Origin of the sequence: Pseudomonas sp. B7(2017) (assembly GCF_002112745.1) — a bacterium.
Classification (GTDB): domain Bacteria; phylum Pseudomonadota; class Gammaproteobacteria; order Pseudomonadales; family Pseudomonadaceae; genus Aquipseudomonas; species Aquipseudomonas ekonensis.
In genome coordinates, this window is record NZ_NEIP01000027.1 from 1 (window position 1) to 26,621 (window position 26,621).

Consider the following 26,621-nt stretch of genomic DNA (forward strand, 5'->3'; position numbering starts at 1 on the left):
AGCTGTGCCGGGTGGCATTCGCCCTCATGAAAAGCGAGAGCGAATACCAACCGAACTTGAGGCTGCAGGGTTCCCTTGCAACATAGAATCTCCCACAGGTTTTTGTGGTGGCTGCAGATTCTGCATGCACACCGCGCATGGTGTGGGAGCCAGCCTGCTGGCGATGGCGGCGGGTCAGGCACCGGTGATGTTGGATGGGCTGGCCTCATCGCTTGCAGGCAAGCTCCCACAGGTTTTTGTGGTGGCTGCAGATTCTGCATGCACCCCGCGCACTCTGTGGGAGCGGGCTTGCCCGCGATGGCGATGGTCAGGCCGGCTCAGTTGGCGCGTTTGTCGTCGCCGGGTTCGCCGCCGACGTGGACGCCACGGTCATCGCCGGGCTCTCCGGCAGCATGCAGGCCATGGTCATCGCCCACTTCACCGGCACGATGCACACCATGGTCATCGCCCACTTCACCGGCACGATGCACACCATGGTCATCGCCGACTTCGCCAGCGCGGTGCACGCCATGGTCATCGCCCACTTCACCGGCGCGGTGCACGCCGTGATCGTCGCCGGGTTCGGCGTGGGTGCCGCTGCGGCCGGAGGAGGCGGAGTCGCCCGAGTGGCCGGAGCCATGGTCGCTGCCGCTGTGGCCACTGTTGCCGCCACTGCCGCTGCCGCCATGACTGCCGCCGTTGCCGCTGCCGCCGCTTCCTCCACCGCCGCCGCTTCCTCCACCGCCGCCGCTTCCGCCATGGCCGCCACCGTTTCCGCCGCCATTGCCGCCACCGCCGTTTCCACCGCCACCACCGCCCCCGCCACTACCTCCGCCGCCGCCACTACCTCCGCCACCACCACCGCTTCCCCCGTCCTTGGCCTGAACGCTGGCCACGCCGGACACGCTGTCCGGGATCAATACGGTGGAGGCCGACAGAACCGCGCCGATGGCCATGGCGAGCATGAGCTTTTGAATGTGCATATCGTTCTCCGTCTTGTGGGTCTGGGTTGGGAACGTGGATGTGCGTTGTCGCGTCAGTCCGACCCGTTCCCGGGGTCAGTGGATGCTTGAGGCCAGCTCGAAGATCGGGATGTACATCAGGATCACGATCACGCCGATCAGCAGGCCGATGAACGTCATGAGCAGCGGTTCGAACAGGCGCACGAACCATTCGATCCAGCGGCTGATCTCCTCGTCGTAGAAATCGGCGCTGCGTTCCATCATCTGGCCCAGGTTGCCGGACTGCTCCCCGGCACGCAGCAGGCGCAGGGACACGGGCGTCACCAGGCGGTTGAGCTCCAGCGCGGCGGACAGCGACTGGCCCTCGCGCACCCGCTCGCAGGCCTGATCCAGCCGCGTGCGCGAGGCCACGGTCAGCAGGCCGCGCACCATGCCCATGGCGGTCACCAGCGGGATCCCGCCTTGCAGCAGAATCCCAAGCGAACGGTAGAACCGCGCCAGTTCATACATGACGATCCGCTGGTGCACGGCAGGCAACCGCTCCACCCACCGATCCAGCGCCCGGCGGAACGCCGGCTGCTTCTGCAGCAGCGCAAGCGCCACGACCAGCGCCGCCAAGGCACCGAAGAATTCGCCCTGGTGCGCATGCAGGAACATCCCGCTGCCCATCAGGATCTGCGACAGCCACGGCAGGTTCGAGCCCAACCCTTCGAACACCAGGCTGAAGCGCGGCACCACGTAGCCCATCAGGAACAGCACTACGCCGCCGCCCACCACCAGCAGCAGCAACGGGTAGATCGAGGCGCTGACGATCTTCTGCCGCACCTCGTCCATGCGCTGGCGGTAGCTGACGTAGCGGCCCAGCGCGTCGCCCACCGCGCCGGTCTTCTCGCTGGACTGCACCAGCGCCACGTACAGCGGCGGGAATACCGCCGACAACTGGCCCAGCGCCTGGGAGAAGGATTTGCCTTCGTACAGCAGGCGCACCAGCTCGCTGAGGGTCTTGCGCGCGGCGGGGGCGGTCTCTTTCTCCGCCAGGCTTTCCAGCGCGTCGATCAGCGGCAGGCCGGCGTTGAGCAGGGTGGTCAGCTCCTGGCTGAACAGCACCAGGTTGAACGTCTCGCGCTGGCTCAGGCGCAACGACCGCCAGTGCCGCTCGGCGTGCAGGCTGACCACCCGCAGGCCCTGGTCCTCGGCGATGCGCCGCGCTTCGCTCTGGCCCGGCGCCTCGACGCTCAGCGACACCACTCCGGCCTTGCCCACCGCCTTCAGATGAAAACGCATGGTTCGCGCTCCACTTATTGCCAGTTGGTGACTTCGGCGTTTTCGCCGTCGCCGCCGGGCTGTCCGTCCTTGCCCATGGACAGCAGGTCATACTCGGCGTTTTCGCCGGGGTAGCGGTAGGTGTAGGCGCGGCCCCACGGATCCAGCGGCAGTTTTTTCTGGATGTACGGGCCGGTCCACTTCGCTTCGTCGCTCGGGGCGGTCACCAGCGCCTGCAATCCTTGTTCGGTGGAGGGGTAGTGACCGACCTCCAGCCGGTACAGGTCCAGCGCCTTGCCGAGGCCTTCGATCTGCGCCTTGGCGACCTTCACTTCGGAGCGGCCCAATTGGGCGAAGTACTTGGGCGCGACGATCCCGGCCAGCAGGCCGAGCACCACCAGCACCACCAGCAGTTCAAGCAGGGTGAAGCCGTGCTGGGCACGCGGTGACGAACGCAAACAACGTTTCATGATGACCTCCGTGGGCGGGCAGCCGGGTCGCTGCGAGGGCTTGCCCCAGGCTTATGCAATAGCCGTGCTCAGCCCCGGAACTTTGCCCCGGAACTTTGGCCGGGGCTTGCGCCACGGGCCTTGCGCAAGTCGGCACAGTGCTTGCGTAAGACGGTTCCAGGACCGGTGAGTGGGGCATTTCCCCCAATTTTCAGCGCCGCTCCGGGGAGGCCCACCATGAAACCGTTCGCCACCGGATTGCTCGCCGCAGGACTGCTCGGCGGCCTGTTCCTGACTGCAGTCGCACGCGCCGATGTGTTCGTCTCCGTGGATGCCAAGGGCAGCTACGTGCTGTCCAACGTCCACCGCCCCGGCCGCACCTACGAGCGGGTGATCCACGAACCCGGCAACACGCTGGCCGGCGCCGACCGGCAGCCGCAGATGATCGCCGCCCAGCCCTACGCGGAACTGGTGTCGGCGGCGGCCACGGCCAATCACCTGCCCGAAGCGTTGCTGCACGCGGTGATCAACGCCGAATCGAACTACAACCCCGGCGCCACCTCGCCCAAGGGCGCGGGGGGGCTGATGCAGTTGATGCCCGACACCGCGCGGGAGCTGGGGGTGAAGGATGTCTACGACCCCAAGGCCAACATCCAGGGCGGCGCCCGTTACCTCAAGCGCCTGATGACCCTGTTCGACAACGACATCGCCCTCGCCGTGGCCGCGTACAACGCGGGGCCCGACGCGGTGCTCAGTCGCGGCCGGGTGATCCCGCCGTTCGCCGAGACCCAGCGTTACGTGCCCAGCGTCCTGCGTCAGTACCGGCGTCTTCAGGGGCTGGCAGACGATGCGCCGCTGTAGGCCGGCGCACCGGCCTTTCCCCAACTTCGGGGCAACGGGCGAGGCCCGGAAAACCGGGGAAACGGGTGGGGAATATTCCCCGGTTCTTCAAGTCGTTGCGGCAAGTGCTTGAGAAACAAACCAATTTTTTGTGGCACGCGGATTGCTCCCAAGGCTTTGTCGAGAATCATTCCCTGCGAGCACCCACTGCGAGGTCTGTGATCATGGTAGGCATCCACCACGCTCCGTCCCTGTTGAACTGGATGCTGTTGCTGGCCTCGATGCTCAGCGTCGAACTGGCCGGCGCGGCGGTGCGCTGCGAGCGCAACCTGGTGGCCAACGTGGTCGCGTTCGATCAGCCGCTGATGTTCAACCGCCTTGGGGCGCAGAACGTCAACGGCATGATGTTCGCCCTGCGCCGGGACGTGGTCGACGACCGCAACGTGTCCCTGGCCCAGGGCGGCGCGGCGGTGCCGGGCAAGGTCTCGCTGCGGCCCGACAAGCGTCCGCGGCCGCTGGTGCTGCGGGTGGCGGCGGGGGATTGCCTGACCGTCAACCTGCAGAACCTGCTGGCGTACCAGGCCAACCCGAACCACCACTCCGCCGAGGGCGGTGAGGACGAGGGCGAAGAGGCATTGGAGAACGCCAACGCCGGCGAGGCCTTCAAGGCCGACGAGCAGGTGGCCGACCGGCATGTCGGGTTCCAGGTGAACGGTTTGCAGGCGGTGAACGGCATCGACGACATCGCCTCGTTCACCGGCCGCAACGGCAACAGCCTGGTCGCCCCCGGCGCGAGCCGTTCCTACACCCTGTTCGCCGAGCGCGAAGGGGCCTTCGACGTCAGCAGCCGCGGCGCGACCTTCGGCGGCGAAGGGGCGGCCGGCAACAACGCCAACGGCCTGTTCGCCCAGGTGGTGGTCGTGCCCAAGGGCGGCCGCACCTACCGCAACACCGTCACCGAAGAAGAGATGCGCCTGGCCAGCACCGGCCGCACGCCGGCCGGCCACCCCGTCGTCGACTACCAGGCCCGCTACCCGCAGCGCGAACCCTGGCTGCGCGAAGGCAAAGCCGGGGCGCCGATCATCGCCATGGTCGACGGCAGCGAAATCATCTCCAGCGAAAGCGACGCCATCGTCATGGGCAGCAACCCCGACGGCAGCTTCCCGGCGGTCACCTATCCGCTGGAGTCGATGGGCAAGCGCAACCCGGCGCTGCCCAACCGGCTGGAGCCGTTCCGCGATTTCGCCGCGCAGTTCCAGGACGAGACCGCCGTCACCCAGGCCTTCCCGGCGTACTTCGCGGATCCGGTGATGGGCCATGTGCTGGAGCCGACCCGCGACTCGTTCATGATCAACTACGGGGCCGGCGGCATGGGCGCGGAAGTCATCGCCAACCGCCTGGGCGTGGGGCCGATGCACGATTGCCTGTCGTGCGCCTATGAAGAGTTCTTCCTGAGCTCGCACACCGTGGGCGACGTGGCGATGCTGGTGGACGTGCCGGCCAACGCCGGCCTTGAGAACATCGCCCCCGGCCAGACCCCGCGCGCCGATCAGGTGGGCGTGAAGGCGACCATGGCGCTGTACCCGTCGGAGCCGTCGAACGTCAACCACAGCTACATCGGGGACTTCGTCAAGTTCCGCAACACCCACAACGGTTACGAGCACCACATCTTCCACCTGCACGGCCACCAGTGGCTGTTCAACCCCAACGACGACAACTCCGATTACGTCGATGCCCAAGGCATCGGCCCGGGCGCCGGCTACACCTACGAAATCGCCAACGGCGGTTCGGGCAACCGCAACCGGGTGGCCGGGGACGCGATCTTCCACTGCCATTTCTATCCGCACTTCGCCCAAGGCATGTGGGCCATGTGGCGGGTGCACGACGTGTTCGAGGAAGGCACCCGGCTTGAGGTGTCGCAGCAGGGCGCCGACGGTTTCCACAGCGAGCCTTATGCGCTGCGCAGCGGCAAGCCGGCGGCCGGGGCGCGGGCGTTGCCCGACGGCGAGATCATCGCCGGCACGCCGATCCCGGCGGTGGTGCCGCTGCCCGGCAAGGCCATGGCGCCGATGCCCGGCAAGGTCGTGGTGGTGCCGAAGGTCGGCGAGACCCTGGTCGCCGGCCACGATGAGGATGACGACGAGGAAGAAGCGGACGATGACGGAGACGGGCACCACGGCGGCACCGCAGCAGGCCAAGCGGTCGGGTCGCTGGCCCTGGTGGACCGCAGCGAGGCCAACCGCAACGCCGACGGCAGCCTGAAGAACCCCGGCTATCCGTTCTGGATCGGCGGCATGGAAAGTTCGGTGGGCCAGCGTCCGCCGACCCCGCCGCTGGACATGCTCGACGCCGCCTCCGCGCAGGCGCTCAAGGCCAGCGGCAAGGCGCTGTGGGCTAACCTCGACCCGAACCAGTCGGGCGGCTGGGACGGCGGCCTGCCGCGCCATGCACTGGACGGCAAGTCCGCAGGCGGCGAGGCGCACACCGTGACCACTTCGCTGGACTTCTCCAAGGAAGTGGTGCGGGCCAAGCCGATCTATCTGCCGGAGGAGGGCACCGAGGTCGAGCAGGCCGCCATGGCCTTCCACGCGAAAAAGGATCACCCAAGCTTTGCCTTGCTGCCCGGCAACCAGGTGGTGGCCAAGGCCTTCCGCACCAACGGCGCCCTGCCGGTGGCCGGTGCGCCGTACTACGAGCCGTGCATGGACGACCGCCAGAAGCGCCTGACCAGCAGCGCCGGCAGCGGTGAGTTCGCCAGCGGCGAGCGCCTCGACGGGCTGTCGTTCGTCGGCTCGTCGACCTTCACCGCCGACCGCCCGCGGGTCTACAAGGCCGCCAACATCCAGTTCGACGCGGTGTACAACAAGGTCGGCTACCACTTCCCGCAGGCGCGCATCCTCGCGCTGTGGGAGGACGCCTGGCCGGTGATCACCAAGCAGCGTCCGCCGGAGCCGCTGGTGATGCGCATGAACACCTTCGACTGCGTGCAGTACCAGCAGACCAACCTGGTGCCGGCCGTCTATGAGATGGACGACTATCAGGTGCGCACCCCGACCGACGTGATCGGCCAGCACATCCACCTGCCCAAGTGGGACCTGACCGCCGCCGACGGTTCCTCCAACGGCTGGAACTATGAGGACGGGGTGCTTTCCCCCGGCGCCGTGCAGGAACGCGTGCACGCCATCCGCGCCTTCAACGGCTGCGAAGGCAGCGACCCGCGCGACGGCACGCCGGCCTGTCCGAAGGCCCGTGCGCATCCGTTCTTCGGCCAATACGGGCGCAGCGACTGGCTGGGCGCGCGCACGGCGATGCAGCGCTGGTTCGTCGACCCGGTGGTGAACACCAAAGGCGTGGACCGCGGCCTGGGCACGATCTTCACCCACGACCACCTCGGCCCGTCGACCCATCAGCAGATCGGCCTGTACGCCACCGTGCTGGCCGAGCCTGCCGGTTCCACCTGGTTCCACGCCGAGACCGGCGAGCCGCTGTACAGCGGGGCGCGGCAGGACGGCGGGCCGACCTCGTGGCAAGCGGTGATCAACACCGGCGACCTCGACGGCGACGGCCTCAACGACAGCTTCCGCGAGTTCTTCCTGGAGTACAGCGACTTCCAGCACGCCTATGAAGCCGGCGTGTACGTGGGCGCCGGTCCCAACGGGATTCCCGATGCGCAGGCGTTCCCGGCCACCGCCGACAGCTTCCGCTTCGCGATCAATCCGCCGGTGCGCAACAACGCCGGCAACCTGCTCGAAGCGGTGGTCGAGGCCCGCGGCGGGATCAAGCCCGGCTGCCCGAGCCGGCCGTGCCCGCAGGCGATCTCGGTGGATGACCCCGGCATGTTCGTCGTCAACTACCGCAACGAGCCGCTGGCCCTGCGGGTGTTCGACCCGAACAAGGTCGGCCCCGACGGCAAGCGCGGCATGCAGGCCGACGGCCTGGGCGGCGACCTGGCCTACGCCATGCAGAGCCGCACCGACCGGGCGATCCCGGCGATGAACCTGGCGCCGAACCAGATCGCCTCCGCCACCGGGCCCACCGGCGGCACCACGCTGTTCCCGCCGCACATCAACAAGGGCGGCGCCGAGCCCGGCGATCCGTTCACGCCGATGCTACGCACCTACACCGGCGACAACGTGCGGCTGCGGGTGCACGCCGGCGGCCATGAGGAAGAGCACAACGTCACCCTGCACGGCGTGAAGTGGCTGCAGAGCGGTTCCGGGTTCGGCAACAGCTCGAACTCCGGCTGGCGCGCCTCGCAGATGGTCGGGATCTCCGAGCAGATGGGCTTCATTGCGCCGGTGTCGATGCTCTCCAGTTCCGCCGCCACCACCGGGGACTACCTGTACTCGATGGACGCCTCGATCGAAGGCTACTGGAACGGCATCTGGGGCGTGATGCGCAACTACACCGCCCAGCGCAACGACCTGTTCGCGCTGCCGAACAACTCCAAGCCCACCGGCATGCGCAACACCGTGGCGTTCGACGGCACCTGCCCGCGGATCAGCGCCAACCCCAACGGCATCGGCACCCGGCCCACCGTGCAGCGCAACTATGAAGTGGTCGCGGCGCTGGCCAACGACATCCTGCGCAACCCGCTGGCGCTGGCCATCGGCGATCCGGCCGGGCTCGGCCAGCATGTCGGCGGGCCGCTGAACCCGGCCGGCGGCACGCTGGTGTTCAACTCGCGGCCGGTGAGCATTCCGCAGGTGACGGTGACCGACCCCGAGGACGGCGAGACGATCACGATCGGCGGACAGAGCGGGCCGATCCATGACCCGACCGCGATCCTCTACGTGCGCAAGTCCGACCTCGACCCGGCCACCGGCAAGCTCAAGCCCGGCGTGCCTGTGGAGCCGCTGGTGCTGCGGGCGGCGGCCGGCGACTGCATCAACATCACCCTGGAGAACCGCCTGCCCAGCGTCATGCCGGACCTGGCCCAGACCGCCATCCTGCAAGGCCTGGCCAAGCGTGACCGCAACGGCGGCGACGGCTCGACCACGTTCAACAACAACCTGCTGCGGCCGTCCAGCCATGTGGGCCTGCATGCGCAACTGCTGGCCTACGACATCACCAAGTCGGACGGCGTGAACGTCGGCGCCAACCCGATCCAGACCGTGCCGCCGCGCATCGGCAACAGCGGCGCGTACCCGACCCGTACCTATCAGTACTACGCCGGGCACCTGGAGCGCGAAGGCAAACCGGTGACGCAGCTGGGGCGCAACGTCGACAACATCAACGCCACGGCGGTGGAGTTCGGCGGCCTCAACTTCACCCCGGCGGACGTGATCAAGCAGCCGCAGAAAGGCTTGGGCGGGGCGATGAGCGTGCTGCCGATGGGCGCCACCTGGGTCGAGGACGCCCGCAAAGCGGCGGCCACGGTGACGGTGGCGGGGCAGACGGCCTACCGCGACTTCGCCATGGTCTGGCAGCGCGCCCTCAACCTGCGCTGGGCCAACGGCCGGCCGGTGGAAGGCATCGCCTCCGAAGGCATGGGCGTGCCGAACGATCCGAAGGACAACGCCGGCATGGCCATCAACTACAAGGCCGAACCGATGTGGTACCGCTTCGGGCTGGCGCCGGACGCACCGTTCGGCCGCGCCGACGGCCACGGCTACGGCGACGTGCCGAACGCGCACATGGCCTACAGCAACGCGCTGGTGGGCGGCGATCCGCAGACGCCGGTGTTCTACGCCAAACCGGGGCAGCCGTTCCGTACCCACATCCTGATGCCCACCGGCGGCAGCCGCGGCTCGACCTTCCAGCTCGACGGGCATCTGTGGTCGGTCAACCCGTTCCTGTCGGAGAAGAGCGATGTCGGCGGCTACCCGATGAACGCGCCTGGCGTGGGTTCGGTGAAGTTCGGCTACAACCCGATGTCGATGTACATCGGCGCCCGCGAGAGCGTGCTGCCGGCGGCGCACTTCAGCTTCATGCTGCCGAGCGCCGGGGGCAGCAACGCGATACCGGGGGATTACCTGTTCCGCGACAACGCCTCGTTCGGCAACACCGCCGGGCTGTGGGGCCTGCTGCGGGTGACCAACGAGCCCGAGCCGGCGCCCGCAGGGCAATAGCGGCGCCGCACAGGTGGCTTTTCTGTAGGAGCGAGCCTGCTCGCGAAGGGCACGACGCGGATCTGGATGGTGCGGCAACTGGCGCCATCGCGGGCAAGCCCGCTCCCACAGGGTGCGGCGGTGGGCAGGGGCTTTTCTGTAGGAGCGAGCCTGCTCGCGATGGGCACGACGCGGAATCGGATGGTGCGGCAACTGGCGCCATCGCGGGCAAGCCCGCTCCCACAGGGGGGCGGCGGTGTGCGAGGGGATTCTCTGTAGGGGCAGGGCGGTGTGCAGGCGGTTGGGTTTGGCCATGAGGCGGAGGGAGTGCGGTATGAGCTGGATCATCAGAATCAGTGCGTGGATGCTGGCGCTCGCCGGTGCGCTGGCGCAGGCCGACGAGGTGCAGACCCTGGCCCGGGACGGGGTGAAGGTGGACTTCGCGCTCCGGCCGCTCGCCGAGGACGGCACACTGCATGAAGGCGAGTTCGCCGACGTGCAGTTCCGCATCACCGACGCCGCCTCCGGCCAGCCGCTGTCCGGCGTGGCGCCGGGGGCGTGGATCGATCCGCAGGCCGTCGCCGCCGACCAGGCCCAGGGCCGCGACCGCAGCTGCAAGTCGCGGGTCGGGGTGTTCCTCAAGTCGAACATCGGCGCACGGCCGCTGCTCGACCTCAACAGCTATTTCGTGCTGGTGATGAACCGCGACGCCAGCCTCGCCGTGGTCGACCCGTCGGTGTCGGTGGGCGGCATCACCAGCACCCTGGCGCGGATCGAACTGGCCGGGCCGCCGATGGACTGGGTCACGCCGAAGGACAACAAGCAGGTGTTCGTGTCGATGCCGGCGGCGGGACAGGTGGCGGTGATCGACAGCGAGCGCTTCAAGGTGAGCGGTTCCGTCGCCGCCGGCCGCCAGCCGGTGCGGGTGGCGCTGCAGCCGGACGAGCGTCTGCTGTGGGTCGGCAACAACGCGGCCAAGGCCGATGAGTCCGGCGTCACGGTGATCGACACCCAAAGCCTCAAACCGCTCAAACACCTGGCGACCGGCCGCGGCCACCACGAAATCGCCTTCAGCAAGGACAGCCGCTTCGCGTTCGTCAGCAACCGCGACGACGGCACCCTGAGCGTCATCGACGTCGCCAGCCTCAGCCTGCTCAAACAGGTCAAGACCGGCGCCAGTCCGCTGTCGGTGGCCTATTCGCCGCTGTCCGGCGCGGTGTACGTGGCCGACGGCAAGGACGGCACCGTGACCGTGATCGACAGCGCCAGCCATGCGGTGCGGCGGGTGATCAAACTGCAGCAGGGCCTGGGCCCGATGGGCTTCGGCGCCGACGGCCGCTTCGGTGTGGTGCTCAACACCGTGGAAAACCGCGCCACAGTGATCGACGCCGCCAACGACGCGGCGATCCATGACCTGGAGGTGTCCGCCGAACCCTATCAAGTGGTGTTCACCCGGGCCTACGCCTACGTGCGCGGCCTGGCGTCGCCGAAGGTCACGATGATCAACCTGGCGTCCCTGGGCGAAGGGCGCCAGCCGATCAGCCAAGGGTTCGAGGCAGGTCCCCAGCCGCCGCGGCTGGCCGGGGATCTGCCGCTGGCATCGAGCCTGGCGGTGGCGCGGGACGACAACGCGGTGTTCGTGGTCAACCCGGTGGACAACACCACCTATTTCTACGCCGAAGGCATGAACGCGCCGATGTCCGGCTACCCCAACCGGGGCCAGTCGGCCCGGGCCGCGCTGGTCGTCGACCGCAGCCTGCGCGAGGTGTCGCCGGGGCTGTACAGCGCGCGGGTCAAGCTGCCGGCGGCCGGGCGCTTCGACGTGGCGTTCCTGCTCAACCAGCCGAACCTCATTCATTGCTTCACCGCGCAGGTGGAGCCGGACAGCGCTCAATCCCGGCACGCCGGAACGCCCAAGGTCGAGTTCCTGCTGGACAAGACCGCCGTGGCGCTCAACGACCCCTACGTGGTGCGCTTTCGCATCGTGCAGGGCAAGCAGAACACCGCACGCGCTGGGGTGAAGGACGTGCAGCTGCGCTACTTCCTCGCGCCCACTTCGCGCCCCCGCACGGTGGCGGCGCTGGAAGTCGCCGACGGGATCTACGAAGCCCCCGTGACCCTCGACCGCAGCGGCGCGTGGTACCTGCATGTGCGCGCCGCCTCGCTGGGCGCCGGCTTCGACGACAAGACCTTTGCCAGTGTCCGGGTGCTGCCCGGCAAGACTCAGTGACGAGGACGCCACCATGAAGCGATTCGCATCCCGCAGCCTGCTCACCCTGTGCCTGCTGAGCGTCGGCATCCACCCGGCCAGCGCCCATTCGACGGACGAGCACGCCGGCCACAAGGCACCCGCCGCCAGCGCCCAGGAACACGCCCAGGTCAAGTTCGCCGACGTGCCCCTGGTGGACCAGAACGGCAAGACCGTGCACCTGGAACAGGACCTGGTGCACAACAAGATCGTGGTCATGAGTTTCATCTACACCAGTTGCACCACGGTCTGCCCGGTGGTCTCGTCGATCATGGGCAAGGTGCAGAAGCAGCTCGGCGCCCGGGTCGGCGGCGAAGTGCAGTTGGTGTCGATCAGCATCGATCCGCAGCGCGACGACCCCAAGCGCCTGCAGGAATACGCCCGCACCTTCCAGCGGGGGCCGGGCTGGAGCTGGCTGACCGGCTCGCCCCGGTCCATCGACGCCACCCTCAAGGGCCTGGGCAGTTTCAGCGGTGACTTCAAGAACCATCAGCCGCTGATCCTCGTCGGCGACGGCAACAGCCGCCACTGGATGCGCTACTACGGCTTCACCGATCCGGCCCTGCTGGCCAAGGAAGTGGAGAAACTCAGCGGCCTGCGCACCCACGCCAAACACACGGCCATCGCCATGGAGCAACAGCCATGAGAACCCTCGACTGGATCACCCTGACCGTGTGCTTCTGGATCTTCAGCCTGGTGGCGTTCGCCCACGAGGGCCATGTGCAGCCAGCCCCCGCCACGGCCAGCGCCGCCCCGGCCAAAGGCACCCACGACGCGAAGACCTGGTTCACCGACACCCTGCTGACCGACCAGCACGGCCAGACCCAGCGCTTCTACAGCGACGCCCTGCAGAACCGCGTGGTGCTGCTCAACGTCATCTTCACCAGCTGTAACGACGCCTGCCCGCTGATCACCCGCAAGCTCAAGGAAGTGCGCGAGCTGCTGGGCGACAAGGCCGACGGCGTCACCTTCATTTCCCTTACCAGTGACCCGCTGCGCGATACGCCGGCGGTGCTCAAGGCTTACACCTTGAAGCAGGGCGCCGATGACCCTCACTGGCTTTTTCTCACCGGCGACAAGGCGCAGATGGATCTGGTGCTCGGCCGCATCGGCCAGATCGTGCCGACCCCGGAGCAGCACTCCACCCAGTTGATCGTCGGCGATGTGGCCAACAAGCGCTGGAGCAAGATCCGCCCCGACGCCCCCGCAGCGGCCATCGCGCAGCGCTTGCAGCTGCTGACGATGCCCGTGGCCGGACGCTGAGGCCTGGCCATGAAAACCGCTCCCGCAGGATTTCCAGTCGCGATCCTCCGCATGCTTGTCTTGGTTCTGCTCACCGGAACCAGCCTGGGCGCGGGCGCGCTGTCGCTGACCGACGAGGAAAGCGCCGGCAAGCGCCTGTACCGCGAAGGCCTGTCGGCCAGCGGCGAGCCGATCATGGCGCGGGTCGGCGCGGCGGATGTGCTGCTGCCGGCCACCAGCCTGCCGTGCGCCAACTGCCACGGCGCCGACGGCCTCGGCCGGCCCGAGGGCGGGGTGCGCCCGCCGGAGCTGAACTGGGCGCGGCTGACCAGCGCCTACGGCCAGCAGGTCAACGGCCGCCGCTATCCGGCCTACGATGACGCCAGCCTGGCGCGGGCGATCCAGCAGGGCCGCGACCCCGGCAACCATCGGCTGGATGCGAGCATGCCGCGCTTCCTGTTGTCGATGAAGGATCAGCGCAACCTCACCGCGTACCTCAAGCGCCTGGCCGACGAGCGCGACCCGGGGCTGGAGGCGGACACCCTGCACCTGGGCACCCTGTTGCCCAGCCAGGGCCCGCTGGCCGAAGAGGGCGCGACGGTGGCGGCGGTGCTCAACGGCAGCGTGGCGCGGATCAACGAGGCGGGCGGCATCCATGGCCGGCAGTTGCGTCTGACCGTGGCCGACCCCGGCCCCGACCGGGCCAGCGCCGAACAGGCCCTGCAACGGCTGATCGACGACGAGCACGTGTTCGCCCTGATCGCGCCGCTGGCGCCTGCGCTGGACAGCGAACTGGCGCCGCGCCTGGAACAGGCCGGCCTGCCGCTGATCGGGCCGCTGTCGCTGCAAGGCCCGATGCCGTCGAGCCCGCAGATCTTCGAACCGTTGCCGGGCCTGCGCGAGCAGCTGATCGCGCTGGCCGACTACGCCACGGCCAGCCTGCGGGTGCTGCAGGGGCCGACGCTGATCGCCTATCCCGACGACCCGGGCCAGGCGCAGGCGGCCCAGGCCCTGGGTCGCTACCTGCAGAACCACGGCTGGCAGAAGGTGCAGGTGCAGGCCTACGACGCGGCCGCCGGCACGGTGCCGCTGGGCTCGCGTTCGGTGTTCTACCTGGGCAGCGGCGGCGGGTTCAGCCGCTTGGCGAACGGGCTGCAGAAGGCCGGGCAGGTGCCGTACCTGTTCGCCGCGTCGAGCCAGGTGGCCGGGGACCTGTTGCAGGTGCCGGACGGTTTCTCGCGGCGGGTGTTCCTGGCCTATCCGTTCGTGCCCAGCGACTGGACCCAGGCCGGGCGCCTGGCGCTGACCTTGCTGCGCGAGCATCAGGGCCTCGGCGCCCAGCACGCGGTGCTGCAAGTGGGCGCCTACGCCTCGATGCTGCTGTTCAGCGAAGGCATGAAGCAGGCCGGGCGCGACGCCAGCCGCGAAAAACTGGTGGCGGCGCTGGAAGGCCTGCACGACTTCGACACCGGCCTGACCCCGCGCATCAGCTTCGGCCCCGGACGCCGGTTGGGGCTGAGCGGGGCCCATGTGGTGACGATCGATTTGCCCGACCAGCGCTTTTACTTGGTGGCGCCCTACAGACCTATTGTCGACACACCCTGACCGGAGCGATGGATCATGAAGCTCAAGACGATGCTGTTGCTGTTCGCAGGCTGGCTCCCGGCGGCGTTCGCCAGTCAGGAACCGGTGGCCGCGCGGGTCAACGGCGAGGCCATTTCCGAATTCCGCCTGGAGCGCTACTTCACCGAATACCTGGAAGACCAGGGCCGCGCCGTGGCGAGCATCCGCAATCCCAAGGCGTACAGACAGTTGCGGCAAGCGGCGTTGCAGATGCTGATCGACAAGGAACTGCTGTGGCAGGAGTCGCGCAAGCGCGGGGTGCAGGTCGATGAGCAAACCGTGCGCCAGCAGGTCGAGCAGACCCGCCAGGCCATCGGCGGCACGGAGAAATTCACCCGGCGCCTGCAAGAGGCCGGCTTCGACGAGGCCTCGTTCACCGAGTACACCCGCCGCGAACTGGCGGCCCAACGGATGTTCGCCGAACTGACCCGCACTGACGATCCAGCCGAGCAAGAGGTGCGCGCCTTCTTCGAGGAGCACCGCGCCGAGATGGGCACGCCGGAGCAGGTGCAGGCCCGGCACATTCTGGTGAAGGTGGCGCGGGAGGCCGATTCCGCCACGGTCGAGGCGGCGCGTCTACGCTTGATGCAGATGCGCGAGGCGGTGGTGCGGGGCGAAAGCTTCGCCAGCGTCGCGCAAAAGGGCTCGCAAGATGCCACGGCCAGCCAAGGCGGACAGTTGGGCTACTTCGCCCGCGGGCAGATGGCGCCGGCGTTCGAGGCGGCGGCGTTTGCCTTGAGGCCCGGGGAACTCAGCCAAGCGGTGCGCACACCGTTCGGCTGGCATTTGATCATCGTCGAGAACCACAAGGAGGCGGCCGATGTCCCAGAGGAGCAAGGGCTGGAAACGGTCAGGGCCTACCTTGCCCGACAGCGACAGACCCAGGCTCGTCGTCAGGCGCTCGCGCAATTGCGGGCGCAGAACAGGATCGAACGCATTGACGACGACTGAAGGTTCCCCCCCAATAGTGGGGAATGGCTTCGATGCCCATTCAGGTGCTTCCCCGTTTCTGGGGAACGGGGTACCGGGACGAGCGGGCATTTCCATTCAATTCAAGGACATGAAAACAGAAAATGACCGGCACCCGGCCTGGCATGAAGTGTGCGTTACCTCTGGCGAGGCGCACTCCACCAGGCCCGGCCCGAGGTTTCCACTGCCGGACCTGCGGTTTCAAGGAGTCCACCTTGGTTAACAAAGTACTGGTTGTCGAAGACGAACAGCAGTTGGCGGAAAACCTTCAGGTTTACCTGTCGACGCAGGGGCTGGACGTCCGGATTGCACATGACGGCGCGGACGGGATCGGCCAGGCCGAGACCTTCGCCCCCGATGTGATGGTGTTCGATTACCGCTTGCCCGATATGGAAGGCTTTGAGGTGCTCGACGCCGTCCGCCGGAACAGGACGTGTCATTTCGTGCTGATAACGGGTCACCCGACCGCTGAAGTCTGTGAGCGGGCGCGGCAACTGGGAGTCAGCCACATCCTGTTCAAGCCGTTCCCGTTGGCGGAACTGGCGCGGGCGATCTGTGACCTGCTGGGGATCGAGCGCAGCGCGAGACCCGGTGCGAGCCCTTCGCAAGGGTTCGTCGAACGACGCCAGAGCAAGACCGAGAGCTTCCCGTTGCAGTTGTTCGATGGCAGTTGGGTGCTGGCGGATCGCCGACGAAGCAAGTCGGACGCCCTGGCACCGGATGACGACCAAATGCTCACCGGGGAGTAGTGGCGCGATCAGACGTTCCGGCACCCGCCGCAATGGCCTGCCGCGCCGACTGGGCCCCCGGCCCCGGGCGTTGGAGAGCAAGCCATGGATCGTCTGTCCGTTGTCGTCGAACCGCCGTTGGCCGAGCCGGTGCCGCAAGCGCAGGCCCCGGCACGCTTCACCGCTGAGCAACTGGCCCAGGCCCGGGCACGGTCCGCCGGCTCCGGGGAACGGATGCTCGACGCCCTGGCCGGCCTCAGCGAACTGGCGCCCATGCCGTTCATCGCCAGCCTCGGCGCCACCCTGCATTATCCGGTGCTCGACACCGACAGCCTGTTTTCGGCCGTCCCGGTGTTCGACCGGGTCACCCTCGCGCAATGCCTCAAACGTGAATTCATCCTGCTGCGCCACCGCGACGAGGTCATCGGCGTGTTCGCCGACCCCTTCGACAGCGCGCGCCTGGCCTGGATCGACGAATGCCTGCACGGCGCGCCGCTGTACCTGGTGCACGCCGACGACCTGAGCGCCTACCTGGCCCGCCACGAAGAAAGCTTCCACGCCGTGGAGTCGCTCAACGCCCAGGCCGACGCCGGCACCCAGACCGACACCCTGCAGAGCCTGTCCCTGACCAGCATCAGCGAAGACGCCAGCGTGGTGGTGAAACTGGTCAACTCGACCCTCTACGACGCGCTGAAAATGCACGCCAGCGACATCCACCTCGGCACCACCGGCAACGGGCTGGTGATCAAGTACCGGATCGACGGCGTGCTCAACAACATCAGCAAGATCCAGGGCACCGAGTTCGCCGAGCAAGTGATTTCCCGGGTCAAGGTCATGGCCGAACTGGACATCGGCGAGAAGCGCGTGCCCCAGGACGGCCGCTTCAAGATCGGCATCAGCGGCCGGCAGATCGACTTCCGGGTGTCGATCATGCCGAGCATCTTCGGTGAGGACGCCGTGCTGCGGGTGCTGGACAAGCAGGACCTGGCCGACAAGGTCTGCGGCGTGCAGCTGCAGGCCCTGGGCTTCGAGGACGAGACCCTGCGCCAACTGCGAAGGCTGGCCGCCGAACCCTACGGCATGGTGCTGGTGACCGGCCCCACCGGCAGCGGCAAGACCACCACCCTCTACGCGATGATCACCGAGATCAACCACGGGGTGGACAAGATCATCACCATCGAAGACCCGGTGGAATATCAGTTGCCGGGCGTGCTGCAGATCCCGGTCAACGAGAAGAAAGGCCTGACCTTCGCCCGCGGCCTGCGGTCGATCCTGCGCCACGACCCGGACAAGATCATGGTCGGCGAGATCCGCGACCCGGACACCGCGCAGATCGCCGTGCAGTCGGCGCTCACCGGGCACCTGGTGTTCACCACCATCCACGCCAACAACGTGTTCGATGTGATCGGCCGCTTCACCCAGATGGAGATCGACCCCTACAGCCTGGTCTCGGCGCTCAACGCGGTGCTGGCCCAGCGCCTGATCCGCCTGGTGTGCACGAGCTGCGGCGCGCCGGTGACACCCAGCGAAGAAGAGCTGCGCGCCTCGGGCCTCGACCCGCACAAGGTCGGCCATTACCGCTTCGTCCACGGCAAGGGCTGCGGCCATTGCCGGGGCAGCGGCTACCGCGGGCGCACGGCGATCGCCGAACTGCTGCACCTGGACGACGAGCTGCGGCAGATGATCGTCGAACGCCAACCCATCACCCGGATCAAGGCCCTGGCCTGCGAGCGCGGTCTGCGCCTGCTGCGCGAATCGGCGCTGGAACTGGTGGAACACGGCCGCACTACGCTGGAGGAGATCAATCGTGTCACTTTTATCGCGTGAGCGTTTTGTCGCCGTGCTCGGCGCCAGCGGTGTGGGCCTGGGGCAGCGGCGGGGCAGCGAGACCCTGTGGCTGGGCAGCGTCGGCTACATCGACGAAGGCTTCCAGAGCTACGCGGTGGCGCTGGACACCCTCGACCGCCTGCTCGGCGAACACGCCAAGGCCGGCGCCGAGCTGTGCGTGGTGGTCTCCGGGCACTTCAGCCGTTTCTGCCTGGTGCCGTGGAGCGAGCAGATCAGCACCCCCGAGGAACTGCGCGGCTTCGCCCAGCTGTGCTTCGAAGACCTGTTCGGCGCGCCGACCCAACCCTGGAGCCTGGTGCTGTCCGCCGAGCCTGCGGGCCACGACCGCATCGCCAGCGCCTTGCCGCAGGACTTGCTGGAGCGTCTGCGTGCACTGGTCGCCGGGCGTGGCTTGCGCCTGCGTTCGGTGCAGCCGTACCTGATGACGGCGTTCAACCGCTTCGACCGCAGCCTCGACGCCGGCGATTTCCTGTTCGTGGTCGCCGAACCGCAGCGCAGCGTGTTGCTGCTGGCCCGGGAAGGGCGCTGGACGGCGGTGCGTTCGGTGGGCGGCAGCGACAGCGATGCGGCGCTGGCCGCGCTGGTGGGCCGCGAGCGGCAATTGCAGGCCAGCGCCAGCGAGCGTCCGTTCAACGTCTACCTGCACGCCCCGGCGCGCCTCGATGTGCAGCCGCAGATCGACGGGGTGCAGGTGCGCACCCTCGAAGACGACTCGATGACCGTGCGTGACGGCTTGTACGTCATGTCCCGGGCGGTGGCCTGACATGCGCGCCCTGAATCTGGACTTCCAGCCCCGTCCCCGTTCCGGCCCGCTGGGCTGGAGCCTGCTGGGTGGCGGCGCGCTGCTGGCGCTGGTGTGCTTCGGCGTGCAGCAGCACCTCGGCGCCCAGGCCGAACAACAGCAAGGCCATTTGCAGCACACCCAGCGCAAGCTCACCGGCGACAGCGGCGTGAAGGCCAGCCTGACCCCGGCCGAGACCCGTGAACAGGCGCAGAACCTGGCCGAGATGCGCAAGGTGTCGCAGCAGCTGCGCCGCCCGTGGGAACGCCTGTTCGCCATGCTCGAAGCCATGCCCCGGGGCGACATCGCCTTGCTCAGCCTGACCCCGGACGCACGCAAGGGCCAGGTGCGCATCAGCGCCGAGGCCCGGGACCTGCAAGCGATGCTCGATTTCCACAAACGTCTGGAGGCCAGCGACGAGCTGTCGGACGTGTCGCTGCTGAGCCACGAAATCGTCGTGAAATCGCCGGAGCACCCGGTGCAGTTCAACCTGTCGGCGACCTGGGAGATGGGCGATGCGAATCCCTAGACTGATCGTCCACGAATACCTGCAAGGCCTCGGCGTGCCGGGCCTGGCCGGGTTGGCCCTGCTGCTGGTGGCGCTGGCCTGGGCCCTGGGCGGCCTGCTGCCGGGCTGGCACTCGCTGCAACAGTTGAGCCGCCAGACCGAGGAGGCCACCGAGTACCTGGCCAAGGTCGAGGACGGCAGCATCGCGCCGCCGGTGGTGCCGCAGCGCCAGCTCGACGACTTCCGCAACAAGCTGCCGGCCCAACCCCAGGCCACCGTCGCCATCGACCGCATCTACGCCCTGGCGGCCCAGGAACGCATCACCCTGGCCCGCGGCGAATACGCCCTGGGCGTCGATCCCAAGACCCATCTGGCGCGCTACCAGATCCTGCTGCCGGTGCGCGGCAGCTATCCGCAGCTGCGCCGTTTCCTGCATGCCTTGCTCGGCCAGTTGCCGGCGGTGGTGGTGGAGGACGTCGAGTTCCAGCGCAAGAAGATCGCCGACACCGACCTCACCGGCCGGATCCGTTTGACCCTTTACCTGTCGAGGTCGTGATGGACACCAAACGCATCGTCGGGTGGGTGGCGTTCTTCGGCGTGGCGGCGGCGCTGGCCTGGCTGCCGGAATACTTCGGCCCGGGCGAAGACGGCGAGTCGGCCGACCTCGCGGTGGCCACCCCGGCCAAGACTGCTGGCCGGGGCGCGCCGACCGCCGGTGGCGCGAAGGCCGACGCCGCGCCGATCAAGGACCTGGGGCCGGCCGGCGACCTGTTCGCCGCCCAGTCGTGGAAGCCTGCGCCGACCCTGGCCACGGTCACCGAGCAACCCGTCAACCCGGCCACGGCGGTGCAAGCCCCGAGCCTGCCGCCGGTGCCGTTCCAGTTCGTCGGCCGGCTGCATGACCGCAGCGACCTGCAGGTGTTCCTGCAGGACGGCGAGAAGATCTACGTCGTGCGCAACGGCGATGTGATCGACGACACCTGGAAGATCACCGGCATTTCCGACCTGGAACTGAGCCTGGTCTACCTGCCTTTGCATTTGTCGCAGACCTTGTCTGTGGGGAGTACGCAATGAACAGATCCCGTTTGCTGATGAGCCTGGGCCTGTGCGCCGGGCTGGCCGCGTGCAGCTCGGCCCAGGTGGCCAACAAGGAGGCCGCCGACCTGATCGACCAGGGCCAGTACGAGGCGGGCCTGGCCCGGATCGAGGAAGGCCTGCGGGAGAACCCCCGCGACACCGAGCTGCATCTGGCGCTCAACAGCGGCCGGGCCAAGGCCATCACCGCGCTGCTGACCTCCGGCGACACCGACCGTTCGCGGCGGGACTTCGCCTCGGCCCGCACCGCCTACAACCGGGTGCTGACCATCGAGCCGAACAACCGCCGCGCCCAGGACGCCCTGCGCCAGCTCGACTACCTGCGCAGCATGGACGAGAAGCTCGAACTGGCCCGCGGCGACCTGCGCCGGGGCGACATCTACGGCGCCGACCGCCAGGTCAAGCAAATCCTCGAACTCGACCCCACCAACGAAGGCGCGCTGGAGCTGCAAGGCAACATCCGCCTGGTACAGAGCCGCAACGTCGTGCAGTACCCGCAGCTGCGCACCCGGCTCGACCGGCCGGTGACCCTGGAATTTCGCGAAGCCAACCTCAAGACCGTGTTCGAGGTGCTGTCCCAGGTCGCCGGCCTGAACTTCATCTTCGACAAGGACCTGCGCCCGGACCTCAAGGCCACGATCTTCGTGCGTGACGTGCGCATCGAAGACGCCGTGCAACTGCTGCTGCAACAGAACCAGCTGCACCAGAAAGTGGTGAACGAAAACACCTTGCTGATCTACCCGGACTCGCCGCAGAAGCTCAAGGATTACCAGGAGCTGGTGATGCGCACGTTCTACCTGACCAGCATCGACGCCAACACCGCGCTGAACATGATCAAGACCATGCTCAAGACCCGCGACGTGTTCGTCGACGAGCGCCTCAACACCCTGACCATGCGCGACACCGAAGACGCGGTGCGCATGGCCGAGAAACTCTTGCAGTCCCAGGACCAGTCCAACCCCGAAGTGGTGCTGGAGGTGGAGGTGATGGAAGTCGCCCGCCAGCGCATCCTCGACCTGGGCCTGCAATGGCCGAGCACCTTCGGCGTGGTCAACAGCGACGGCTCGCCGGTGACCCTGCTGGGTCAGCTCAAGGGCATCAACTCCGACCGCATCTCCATCGCGCCGTCGCCCCAGGCCAAGATCAACGCCCAGGACAACGACATCAACACTCTGGCCAGCCCGGTGATCCGCGTCAGCAACCGTGAGCAGGCGCGCATCCACATCGGCCAGCGGGTGCCGATCATCAGCGCCACCTCGGTGCCCTCGACCCAGGGACCGGTGATCACCGAAAGCGTCACCTACCTCGACGTCGGCCTGAAGCTTGAAGTGCAGCCCACCGTGCACCTGAACAACGAAGTGGCGATCAAGATCGCGCTGGAGGTCAGCAACGCCACGCCGCTGGAGCCGACCCGCCAGGGCACGATCCCGGTGCAGGTCGACACCCGCAACGCCCAGACCTCGCTGCGCCTGCACGACGGCGAGACGCAGATCCTCGCCGGGCTGGTGCGCAACGACCACGGCGCCACCGGCAACAAGATCCCGGGCCTGGGCGACATCCCCGGCCTGGGCCGGCTGTTCGGCAGCAACAAGGACACCGTCGGCAAGTCGGAACTGGTGCTCTCCATCACCCCGCGCATCGTGCGCAACCTGCCGTACCAGAGCCCGTCGGACATGGAGTTCCCCACCGGCACCGAAACCAGCATGCACATCCAGGCGCCGGACCGCTCGATGCAGGCGGCCACCCCAGCGCCTTCCGTACAGCCTCGTGCGCTGGGCGGGGCGGCGGTCGCCACCACCCGAGTCACCGTCGAGAAGCCTTGATCATGAACACCGAGCGCGGTTTCACCCTGATCGAAGTCGTGGTGACGCTGGCCCTGATCGGCCTGCTGGCGGGCATGGCCGCGCCCCTGACCGAAACCTTGGTGCGTCGGGGCAAGGAGCAGGAGCTGCGCACGGCGCTGTACCAGATCCGCGACGGCATCGACGCCTACAAGCGCGCCTTCGACGCCGGCTACATCGAGAAGTCGCTCAACAGCAGCGGCTACCCGCCGAACCTCAAGGTGCTGGTGGACGGCGTGCGCGACGTGCGCAGCGCCAAGGGCGCCAAGTTCTACTTCCTGCGCCGCATCCCGCGTGACCCGCTGGTGCCGGCCAAGCGTGACGACGAAGGGGGTTGGGGCCTGCGCGCCTACAACAGTTCGGCCCAGAACCCGCGCGACGGCGAAGACGTGTTCGACGTCTACTCCAAGGCGCGGGGCAAGGGCCTCAACGGCATCGCCTACCGCGAGTGGTGAACCTCATGCGCCGGGAACAGGGCTTTACCTTGCTGGAACTGATGGTGGTGATGGCGATCATCGCGACCCTGATGACCATCGCCTTGCCGCGCTACTTCAACAGCCTGGAGGCCTCGAAGGAAACCACCCTGCGCCAGAGCCTGTCGGCCATGCGCGAGGCGCTGGACCACTACTACGGCGACACCGGGCGCTACCCCGACTCGATCGATCAGTTGGTGGAACTGCGTTACCTGCGCAACGCGCCGCTCGACCCGATCACCGAGCGCAAGGACCAATGGGTGCTGGTCGCGCCGCCGGACGGCGTGGCGGGCGGCGTGGCCGACATCAAGAGCGGAGCCACCGGGAGGGCGCGTGATGGCAGCCAGTATTCGGAGTGGTGAGCGCGCGGCGCAGGGTGGGTTCACCTACCTGGGCGTGCTGTTCCTGATCGTGCTGATGGGCATGGGCCTGGCCAGTGCCGGCGAGCTGTGGTCGACGGTGTCGCGGCGCGACCGGGAGAAGCAGCTGTTGTGGGTGGGCAGCCAGTACGCCCAGGCGCTGCGCAGCTACTACCGCAGTTCGCCGGGGCTGGCGCAGTACCCCAAGGAGCTGGCGGACCTGTTGCAGGACGAGCGCTTTCCCGAGCCCCGGCACCACCTGCGCCGGTTGTACCCGGATCCGGTGGGCGGCGGCGAATGGGCGCTGCAGCGCGGCTTCGACGGGCGCATCACCGGGATCAACAGCCCCTCCACCGAGACGCCGCTCAAGCAGGCGGACTTCCCGGCGCAGTGGTCGGACTTCGAAGGCATGACCCGCTACTCGGACTGGCAGTTCGTCGCCGAAAAGGCCTTCCTCGACGGCACCAACGGCCCGGCCAAGAACCCGTCGGCCCTGCCGCAGGCGCTGCAGCCATGAACGGCCGGTTCTGCTGTGCGCTGATCCTCGTCCTGGCGGCGTGCTGCGCCCAGGCCGGCGAAGAAGACGAAATGATGGGCTTCATCGTCGACGACACGATCTCGCACATCGGCCACGACTTTTACTACCTGTTCAGCGAACGCCTGCGCGACACCAGCCCCATGGACTTCAACCTGGTGGTGCGCGAGCGGCCCGACGCGCGCTGGGGCAGCCTGGTGACCGTGGAATATCAGCAACGCCTGGTCTATCGGCGCTTCCTGCCGCCGAACACCGTGGAACTGAAGGACGAGGCCTACGAGGCCGCCGACTGGGTTCGACGCCAGGTTGTCCAGCGCAAGCTGGAGGCCTTGTTGCAGGACACCACCGACCTCGAGAAGGACGAACTATGAACACGACAACGTTCTCACGGCGCCGCGCACCCTGGATCGCAGGATGGCTGATCGGCCTGGCCGGCTGCGCCGCCGTCCAGGCCACCGAACTGGTCTACACGCCGGTCAATCCGTCGTTCGGCGGCAACCCGCTCAACGGCACCTGGCTGCTCAACAACGCCCAGGCCCAGAACGATCACGACGATCCGGACCTCAAGCGCCGCACGACCGTGGCCGGCACCTCCGCGCTGGAGCGCTTCACCAGCCAACTGCAGTCACGGCTGCTGGGACAACTGCTGGACAACATCTCCACCGGCAACACGGGGAGCCTGTCCACCGACGCATTCATCGTCAACGTCATCGACGACTCCGGGGCACTGAGCATTGAAGTGACCGACCGAGCGACCGGTGAGGTTTCGGAAATTCAGGTTAACGGCCTCAACCCATGACGGGATGAGCGTTCCGGGGAGTGCAGGACATGAAAAAAATAATTGCGCTAGGGCTGATGTTGGCGGCATTGCAAGGGTGTGGTCTGCGCGAGCCGATGCCGGCCGAGCAGGACACCGAAACCCCGACCCTGACCCCCAGGGCCTCGACCTACTACGACCTTCTGAAAATGCCGCGGCCCAAGGGCCGCCTGATGGCGGTGGTGTACGGCTTCCGTGACCAGACCGGACAGTACAAGCCGACCCCGGCCAGCTCGTTCTCCACCAGCGTCACCCAGGGCGCGGCGAGCATGCTGATGGACGCCTTGCAGGCCAGCGGCTGGTTCGTGGTGCTGGAGCGCGAAGGGCTGCAGAACCTGCTGACCGAGCGCAAGATCATCCGCGCCTCGCAGAAGAAGCCCAACACCCCGGTCAACATCCAGGGCGAGCTGCCGCCGTTGCAGGCGGCGAACATGATGCTCGAAGGCGGGATCATCGCCTACGACACCAACGTGCGCAGCGGCGGGGAAGGGGCGCGCTACCTGGGGATCGACCTGTCCCGCGAGTACCGGGTCGACCAGGTGACCGTCAACCTGCGGGCGGTGGACGTGCGCAGCGGGCAGGTGCTGGCCAACGTGATGACCAGCAAGACCATCTACTCCGTGGGCCGCAGCGCCGGGGTGTTCAAGTTCATCGAGTTCAAGAAGCTGCTGGAGGCCGAGGTCGGCTACACCACCAACGAACCGGCGCAGCTCTGCGTGCTGTCGGCGATCGAGGCGGCGGTGGGGCACCTGCTGGCGCAGGGCATCGAACGGCGGCTGTGGCAGGTGGCGGGGGACAACTCGGCGCCTTCGCAGGACGAGACGCTGAACCGTTACCTGACGCAGAATAAGGTGGATCCTGAGGCGGAGTGAGCTTGGGCTTGGCGGCTCTCGGCTCTCGGCTCTCGGGTCGAGCGCTCGACGGCAAGAGCCAGCCAGGCCTCTACCGAACCACCCTGTCCCCTGTGGGAGCACCTGTCTTGATCTGAGCCTGCGTTGTCCGCACTGACGCCATCGCCAGCAGGCTGGCTCCCACAGGGAAAGGTGTGCACACCCCGGAACACTGTGGGAGCGGGCTTGCCCGCGATGGCGGCCCGACAGCCGACCTACCTCTACCTGACTGCACCCGATTCCTTGCGGGAACCAGCCTAACCTCTCCCTGACCACCCCAATCCCCTGTGGGAGCCAGCCTGCTGGCGATGACGGCCGAAAGCCGACCAGTCCTTGGCCGATGCACCCACAGCCGGACTGCATTTCAGTTCCAGATTGTTTAAAGGATGTTGCTGATTTGCAGATCCTTCCCACAAGGTTTTCAGGTTGTCCCTCGGAAGGCCGGGCCCTAGCCTGTGTCTGTCGCTGAGTTCAGCGATCGGGATTGGAAACCCCGGGTAAAACAGAACGCAGCGGTCGCCTTTCATGACGTATGCTTGCGCACCTTTTGGGTGTGCACTCTGTTATGGCGGCTGTGCGTGGGGGGCCTTCGGGTCGTCCGGGTTTCTCTGTTTCCCGGGTTTCCAACCTGCGTACAGCTGCCACCCCTTCGTCCGGAAACCGAATGGGCCAGCTCCGACTCATCAAACAGAGTAAGACGCCATGTTCAAACCCACACCCAACCCTCCCGTAATCCCCACCACCGATCCCGCATCCCCCTACGAATCCATTGACTCCCGCAAGCTCAACGAAGCCGCGGAACGCGCCCTCGACCACTACCTCAACCCGACCGCCCGGATCATGGCCGCCCCCAGCGATGCGGATCCCATGTACCTGCCCAACCCGGTCTACGACACCGAATCCCTGCTGGCCAACGCCAGCGAGAACCTGGGCTCGGCCTCGGAGATGCTCAACAACTTCGCCGCCACCCTGGACAACGGCCACCGCCGCACCGCGCTAGGCATTGCGCAATTGGTGATGTTGAGTGAGGTGGCGGTGGGCCAGGCGCTGGATAACGTCGAGCCTAAGACCTGAATGCGTTGACCTGACAGCAAGGTGAGCAAGGTCCCTCGCCACAGAGA

General features: G+C 67.5%; 24 protein-coding genes. 21 read left to right on the forward strand and 3 right to left on the reverse strand.

All coding sequences use genetic code 11. From position 1 onward, the window contains the following. Positions 1-317: 317 nt before the first annotated feature. The 3 genes from CAG29_RS28870 to gspG form a co-directional block, all read right to left on the reverse strand. On the reverse strand, positions 318-962 hold the full coding sequence (locus CAG29_RS28870; protein WP_085695418.1) for a hypothetical protein: 645 nt from the start codon (positions 960-962) through the stop codon (positions 318-320). A 75-nt stretch (positions 963-1,037) separates the two neighbouring features. Then, on the reverse strand, positions 1,038-2,225 hold the full coding sequence (locus CAG29_RS27180) for a type II secretion system F family protein (RefSeq protein ID WP_085586851.1): 1,188 nt from the start codon (positions 2,223-2,225) through the stop codon (positions 1,038-1,040). Positions 2,226-2,239: 14 nt separating this feature from the next. Next, positions 2,240-2,674 carry a type II secretion system major pseudopilin GspG gene (gspG, locus tag CAG29_RS27185; RefSeq protein ID WP_085586852.1) on the reverse strand — a complete coding sequence of 145 codons (435 nt, stop codon included), beginning with the start codon at positions 2,672-2,674 and terminating at the stop codon, positions 2,240-2,242. 216 nt (positions 2,675-2,890) lie between these two features. On the opposite strand from gspG, the gene CAG29_RS27190 reads away from it, so the two are divergent. From CAG29_RS27190 to CAG29_RS27290, 21 genes are all read left to right on the forward strand, one after another. Then, positions 2,891-3,514, forward strand: a complete 624-nt coding sequence (locus tag CAG29_RS27190) for a lytic transglycosylase domain-containing protein (RefSeq protein ID WP_085586853.1) — start codon at positions 2,891-2,893, stop codon at positions 3,512-3,514. A 203-nt stretch (positions 3,515-3,717) separates the two neighbouring features. Further along, entirely contained in the window at positions 3,718-9,564 is a 5,847-nt protein-coding gene (gene mnxG, locus CAG29_RS27195) for a manganese-oxidizing multicopper oxidase MnxG (RefSeq protein ID WP_085695423.1), read from the forward strand. A gap of 343 nt (positions 9,565-9,907) precedes the next feature. Further along, positions 9,908-11,773 (forward strand): cytochrome D1 domain-containing protein, encoded by a 1,866-nt coding sequence (locus CAG29_RS27200; RefSeq protein ID WP_371856136.1) that lies wholly within the window; start codon positions 9,908-9,910, stop codon positions 11,771-11,773. A 13-nt stretch (positions 11,774-11,786) separates the two neighbouring features. Next, positions 11,787-12,437 (forward strand): SCO family protein, encoded by a 651-nt coding sequence (locus tag CAG29_RS27205; RefSeq protein ID WP_085586855.1) that lies wholly within the window; start codon positions 11,787-11,789, stop codon positions 12,435-12,437. Further along, the gene (locus tag CAG29_RS27210; RefSeq protein WP_085641230.1) at positions 12,434-13,054 is read left to right on the forward strand and encodes an SCO family protein; all 621 of its coding nucleotides are present in this window, start codon (positions 12,434-12,436) and stop codon (positions 13,052-13,054) included. The genes CAG29_RS27205 and CAG29_RS27210 overlap by 4 nt, the downstream gene beginning before the upstream one ends. A 51-nt stretch (positions 13,055-13,105) precedes the next feature. Continuing rightward, complete coding sequence (locus tag CAG29_RS27215; RefSeq protein WP_256576807.1) at positions 13,106-14,638, forward strand: ABC transporter substrate-binding protein; 1,533 nt, start codon at positions 13,106-13,108, stop codon at positions 14,636-14,638. A gap of 15 nt (positions 14,639-14,653) precedes the next feature. Beyond that, positions 14,654-15,607 (forward strand): peptidylprolyl isomerase, encoded by a 954-nt coding sequence (locus tag CAG29_RS27220; RefSeq protein ID WP_085695420.1) that lies wholly within the window; start codon positions 14,654-14,656, stop codon positions 15,605-15,607. A gap of 233 nt (positions 15,608-15,840) precedes the next feature. After that, on the forward strand, positions 15,841-16,374 hold the full coding sequence (locus CAG29_RS27225; RefSeq protein WP_085586859.1) for a response regulator: 534 nt from the start codon (positions 15,841-15,843) through the stop codon (positions 16,372-16,374). A gap of 84 nt (positions 16,375-16,458) precedes the next feature. After that, the gene (locus CAG29_RS27230) at positions 16,459-18,180 is read left to right on the forward strand and encodes a GspE/PulE family protein (protein ID WP_085586860.1); all 1,722 of its coding nucleotides are present in this window, start codon (positions 16,459-16,461) and stop codon (positions 18,178-18,180) included. Continuing rightward, a complete protein-coding gene (locus tag CAG29_RS27235) occupies positions 18,161-18,964 on the forward strand; it encodes a hypothetical protein (protein ID WP_085634112.1) in 804 nt (267 codons plus the stop codon). The genes CAG29_RS27230 and CAG29_RS27235 overlap by 20 nt, the downstream gene beginning before the upstream one ends. Before the next feature lies 1 nt (position 18,965). After that, a complete protein-coding gene (locus CAG29_RS27240) occupies positions 18,966-19,511 on the forward strand; it encodes a pilus assembly protein (RefSeq protein ID WP_085586862.1) in 546 nt (181 codons plus the stop codon). Beyond that, complete coding sequence (locus tag CAG29_RS27245; protein ID WP_085634114.1) at positions 19,498-20,046, forward strand: GspMb/PilO family protein; 549 nt, start codon at positions 19,498-19,500, stop codon at positions 20,044-20,046. The genes CAG29_RS27240 and CAG29_RS27245 overlap by 14 nt, the downstream gene beginning before the upstream one ends. Beyond that, complete coding sequence (locus tag CAG29_RS27250; protein WP_085695421.1) at positions 20,046-20,564, forward strand: hypothetical protein; 519 nt, start codon at positions 20,046-20,048, stop codon at positions 20,562-20,564. The genes CAG29_RS27245 and CAG29_RS27250 overlap by 1 nt, the downstream gene beginning before the upstream one ends. Beyond that, a complete protein-coding gene (locus CAG29_RS27255) occupies positions 20,561-22,408 on the forward strand; it encodes a secretin N-terminal domain-containing protein (protein ID WP_085586865.1) in 1,848 nt (615 codons plus the stop codon). The genes CAG29_RS27250 and CAG29_RS27255 overlap by 4 nt, the downstream gene beginning before the upstream one ends. A 2-nt stretch (positions 22,409-22,410) precedes the next feature. Next, positions 22,411-22,881, forward strand: a complete 471-nt coding sequence (locus CAG29_RS27260) for a type II secretion system protein (RefSeq protein WP_085586866.1) — start codon at positions 22,411-22,413, stop codon at positions 22,879-22,881. A gap of 5 nt (positions 22,882-22,886) precedes the next feature. After that, positions 22,887-23,261: a type II secretion system protein gene (locus CAG29_RS27265; RefSeq protein ID WP_085586882.1), complete on the forward strand. Its 375-nt coding sequence runs from the start codon at positions 22,887-22,889 to the stop codon at positions 23,259-23,261. Further along, positions 23,236-23,775, forward strand: coding sequence for a type II secretion system protein (locus CAG29_RS27270; RefSeq protein WP_085695422.1), 540 nt, complete (start codon positions 23,236-23,238; stop codon positions 23,773-23,775). Before CAG29_RS27265 ends, CAG29_RS27270 begins: the two co-directional genes overlap by 26 nt. Beyond that, positions 23,772-24,164 (forward strand): curli production assembly/transport protein CsgE, encoded by a 393-nt coding sequence (csgE, locus tag CAG29_RS27275; RefSeq protein ID WP_085634117.1) that lies wholly within the window; start codon positions 23,772-23,774, stop codon positions 24,162-24,164. The genes CAG29_RS27270 and csgE overlap by 4 nt, the downstream gene beginning before the upstream one ends. Further along, positions 24,161-24,592 carry a curli assembly protein CsgF gene (locus CAG29_RS27280; RefSeq protein ID WP_085586869.1) on the forward strand — a complete coding sequence of 144 codons (432 nt, stop codon included), beginning with the start codon at positions 24,161-24,163 and terminating at the stop codon, positions 24,590-24,592. Before csgE ends, CAG29_RS27280 begins: the two co-directional genes overlap by 4 nt. A gap of 29 nt (positions 24,593-24,621) precedes the next feature. Beyond that, positions 24,622-25,482 (forward strand): CsgG/HfaB family protein, encoded by an 861-nt coding sequence (locus tag CAG29_RS27285; protein ID WP_085586870.1) that lies wholly within the window; start codon positions 24,622-24,624, stop codon positions 25,480-25,482. A 720-nt stretch (positions 25,483-26,202) separates the two neighbouring features. After that, positions 26,203-26,574: a DUF6124 family protein gene (locus CAG29_RS27290; RefSeq protein ID WP_085586871.1), complete on the forward strand. Its 372-nt coding sequence runs from the start codon at positions 26,203-26,205 to the stop codon at positions 26,572-26,574. Positions 26,575-26,621 lie beyond the last annotated feature (47 nt).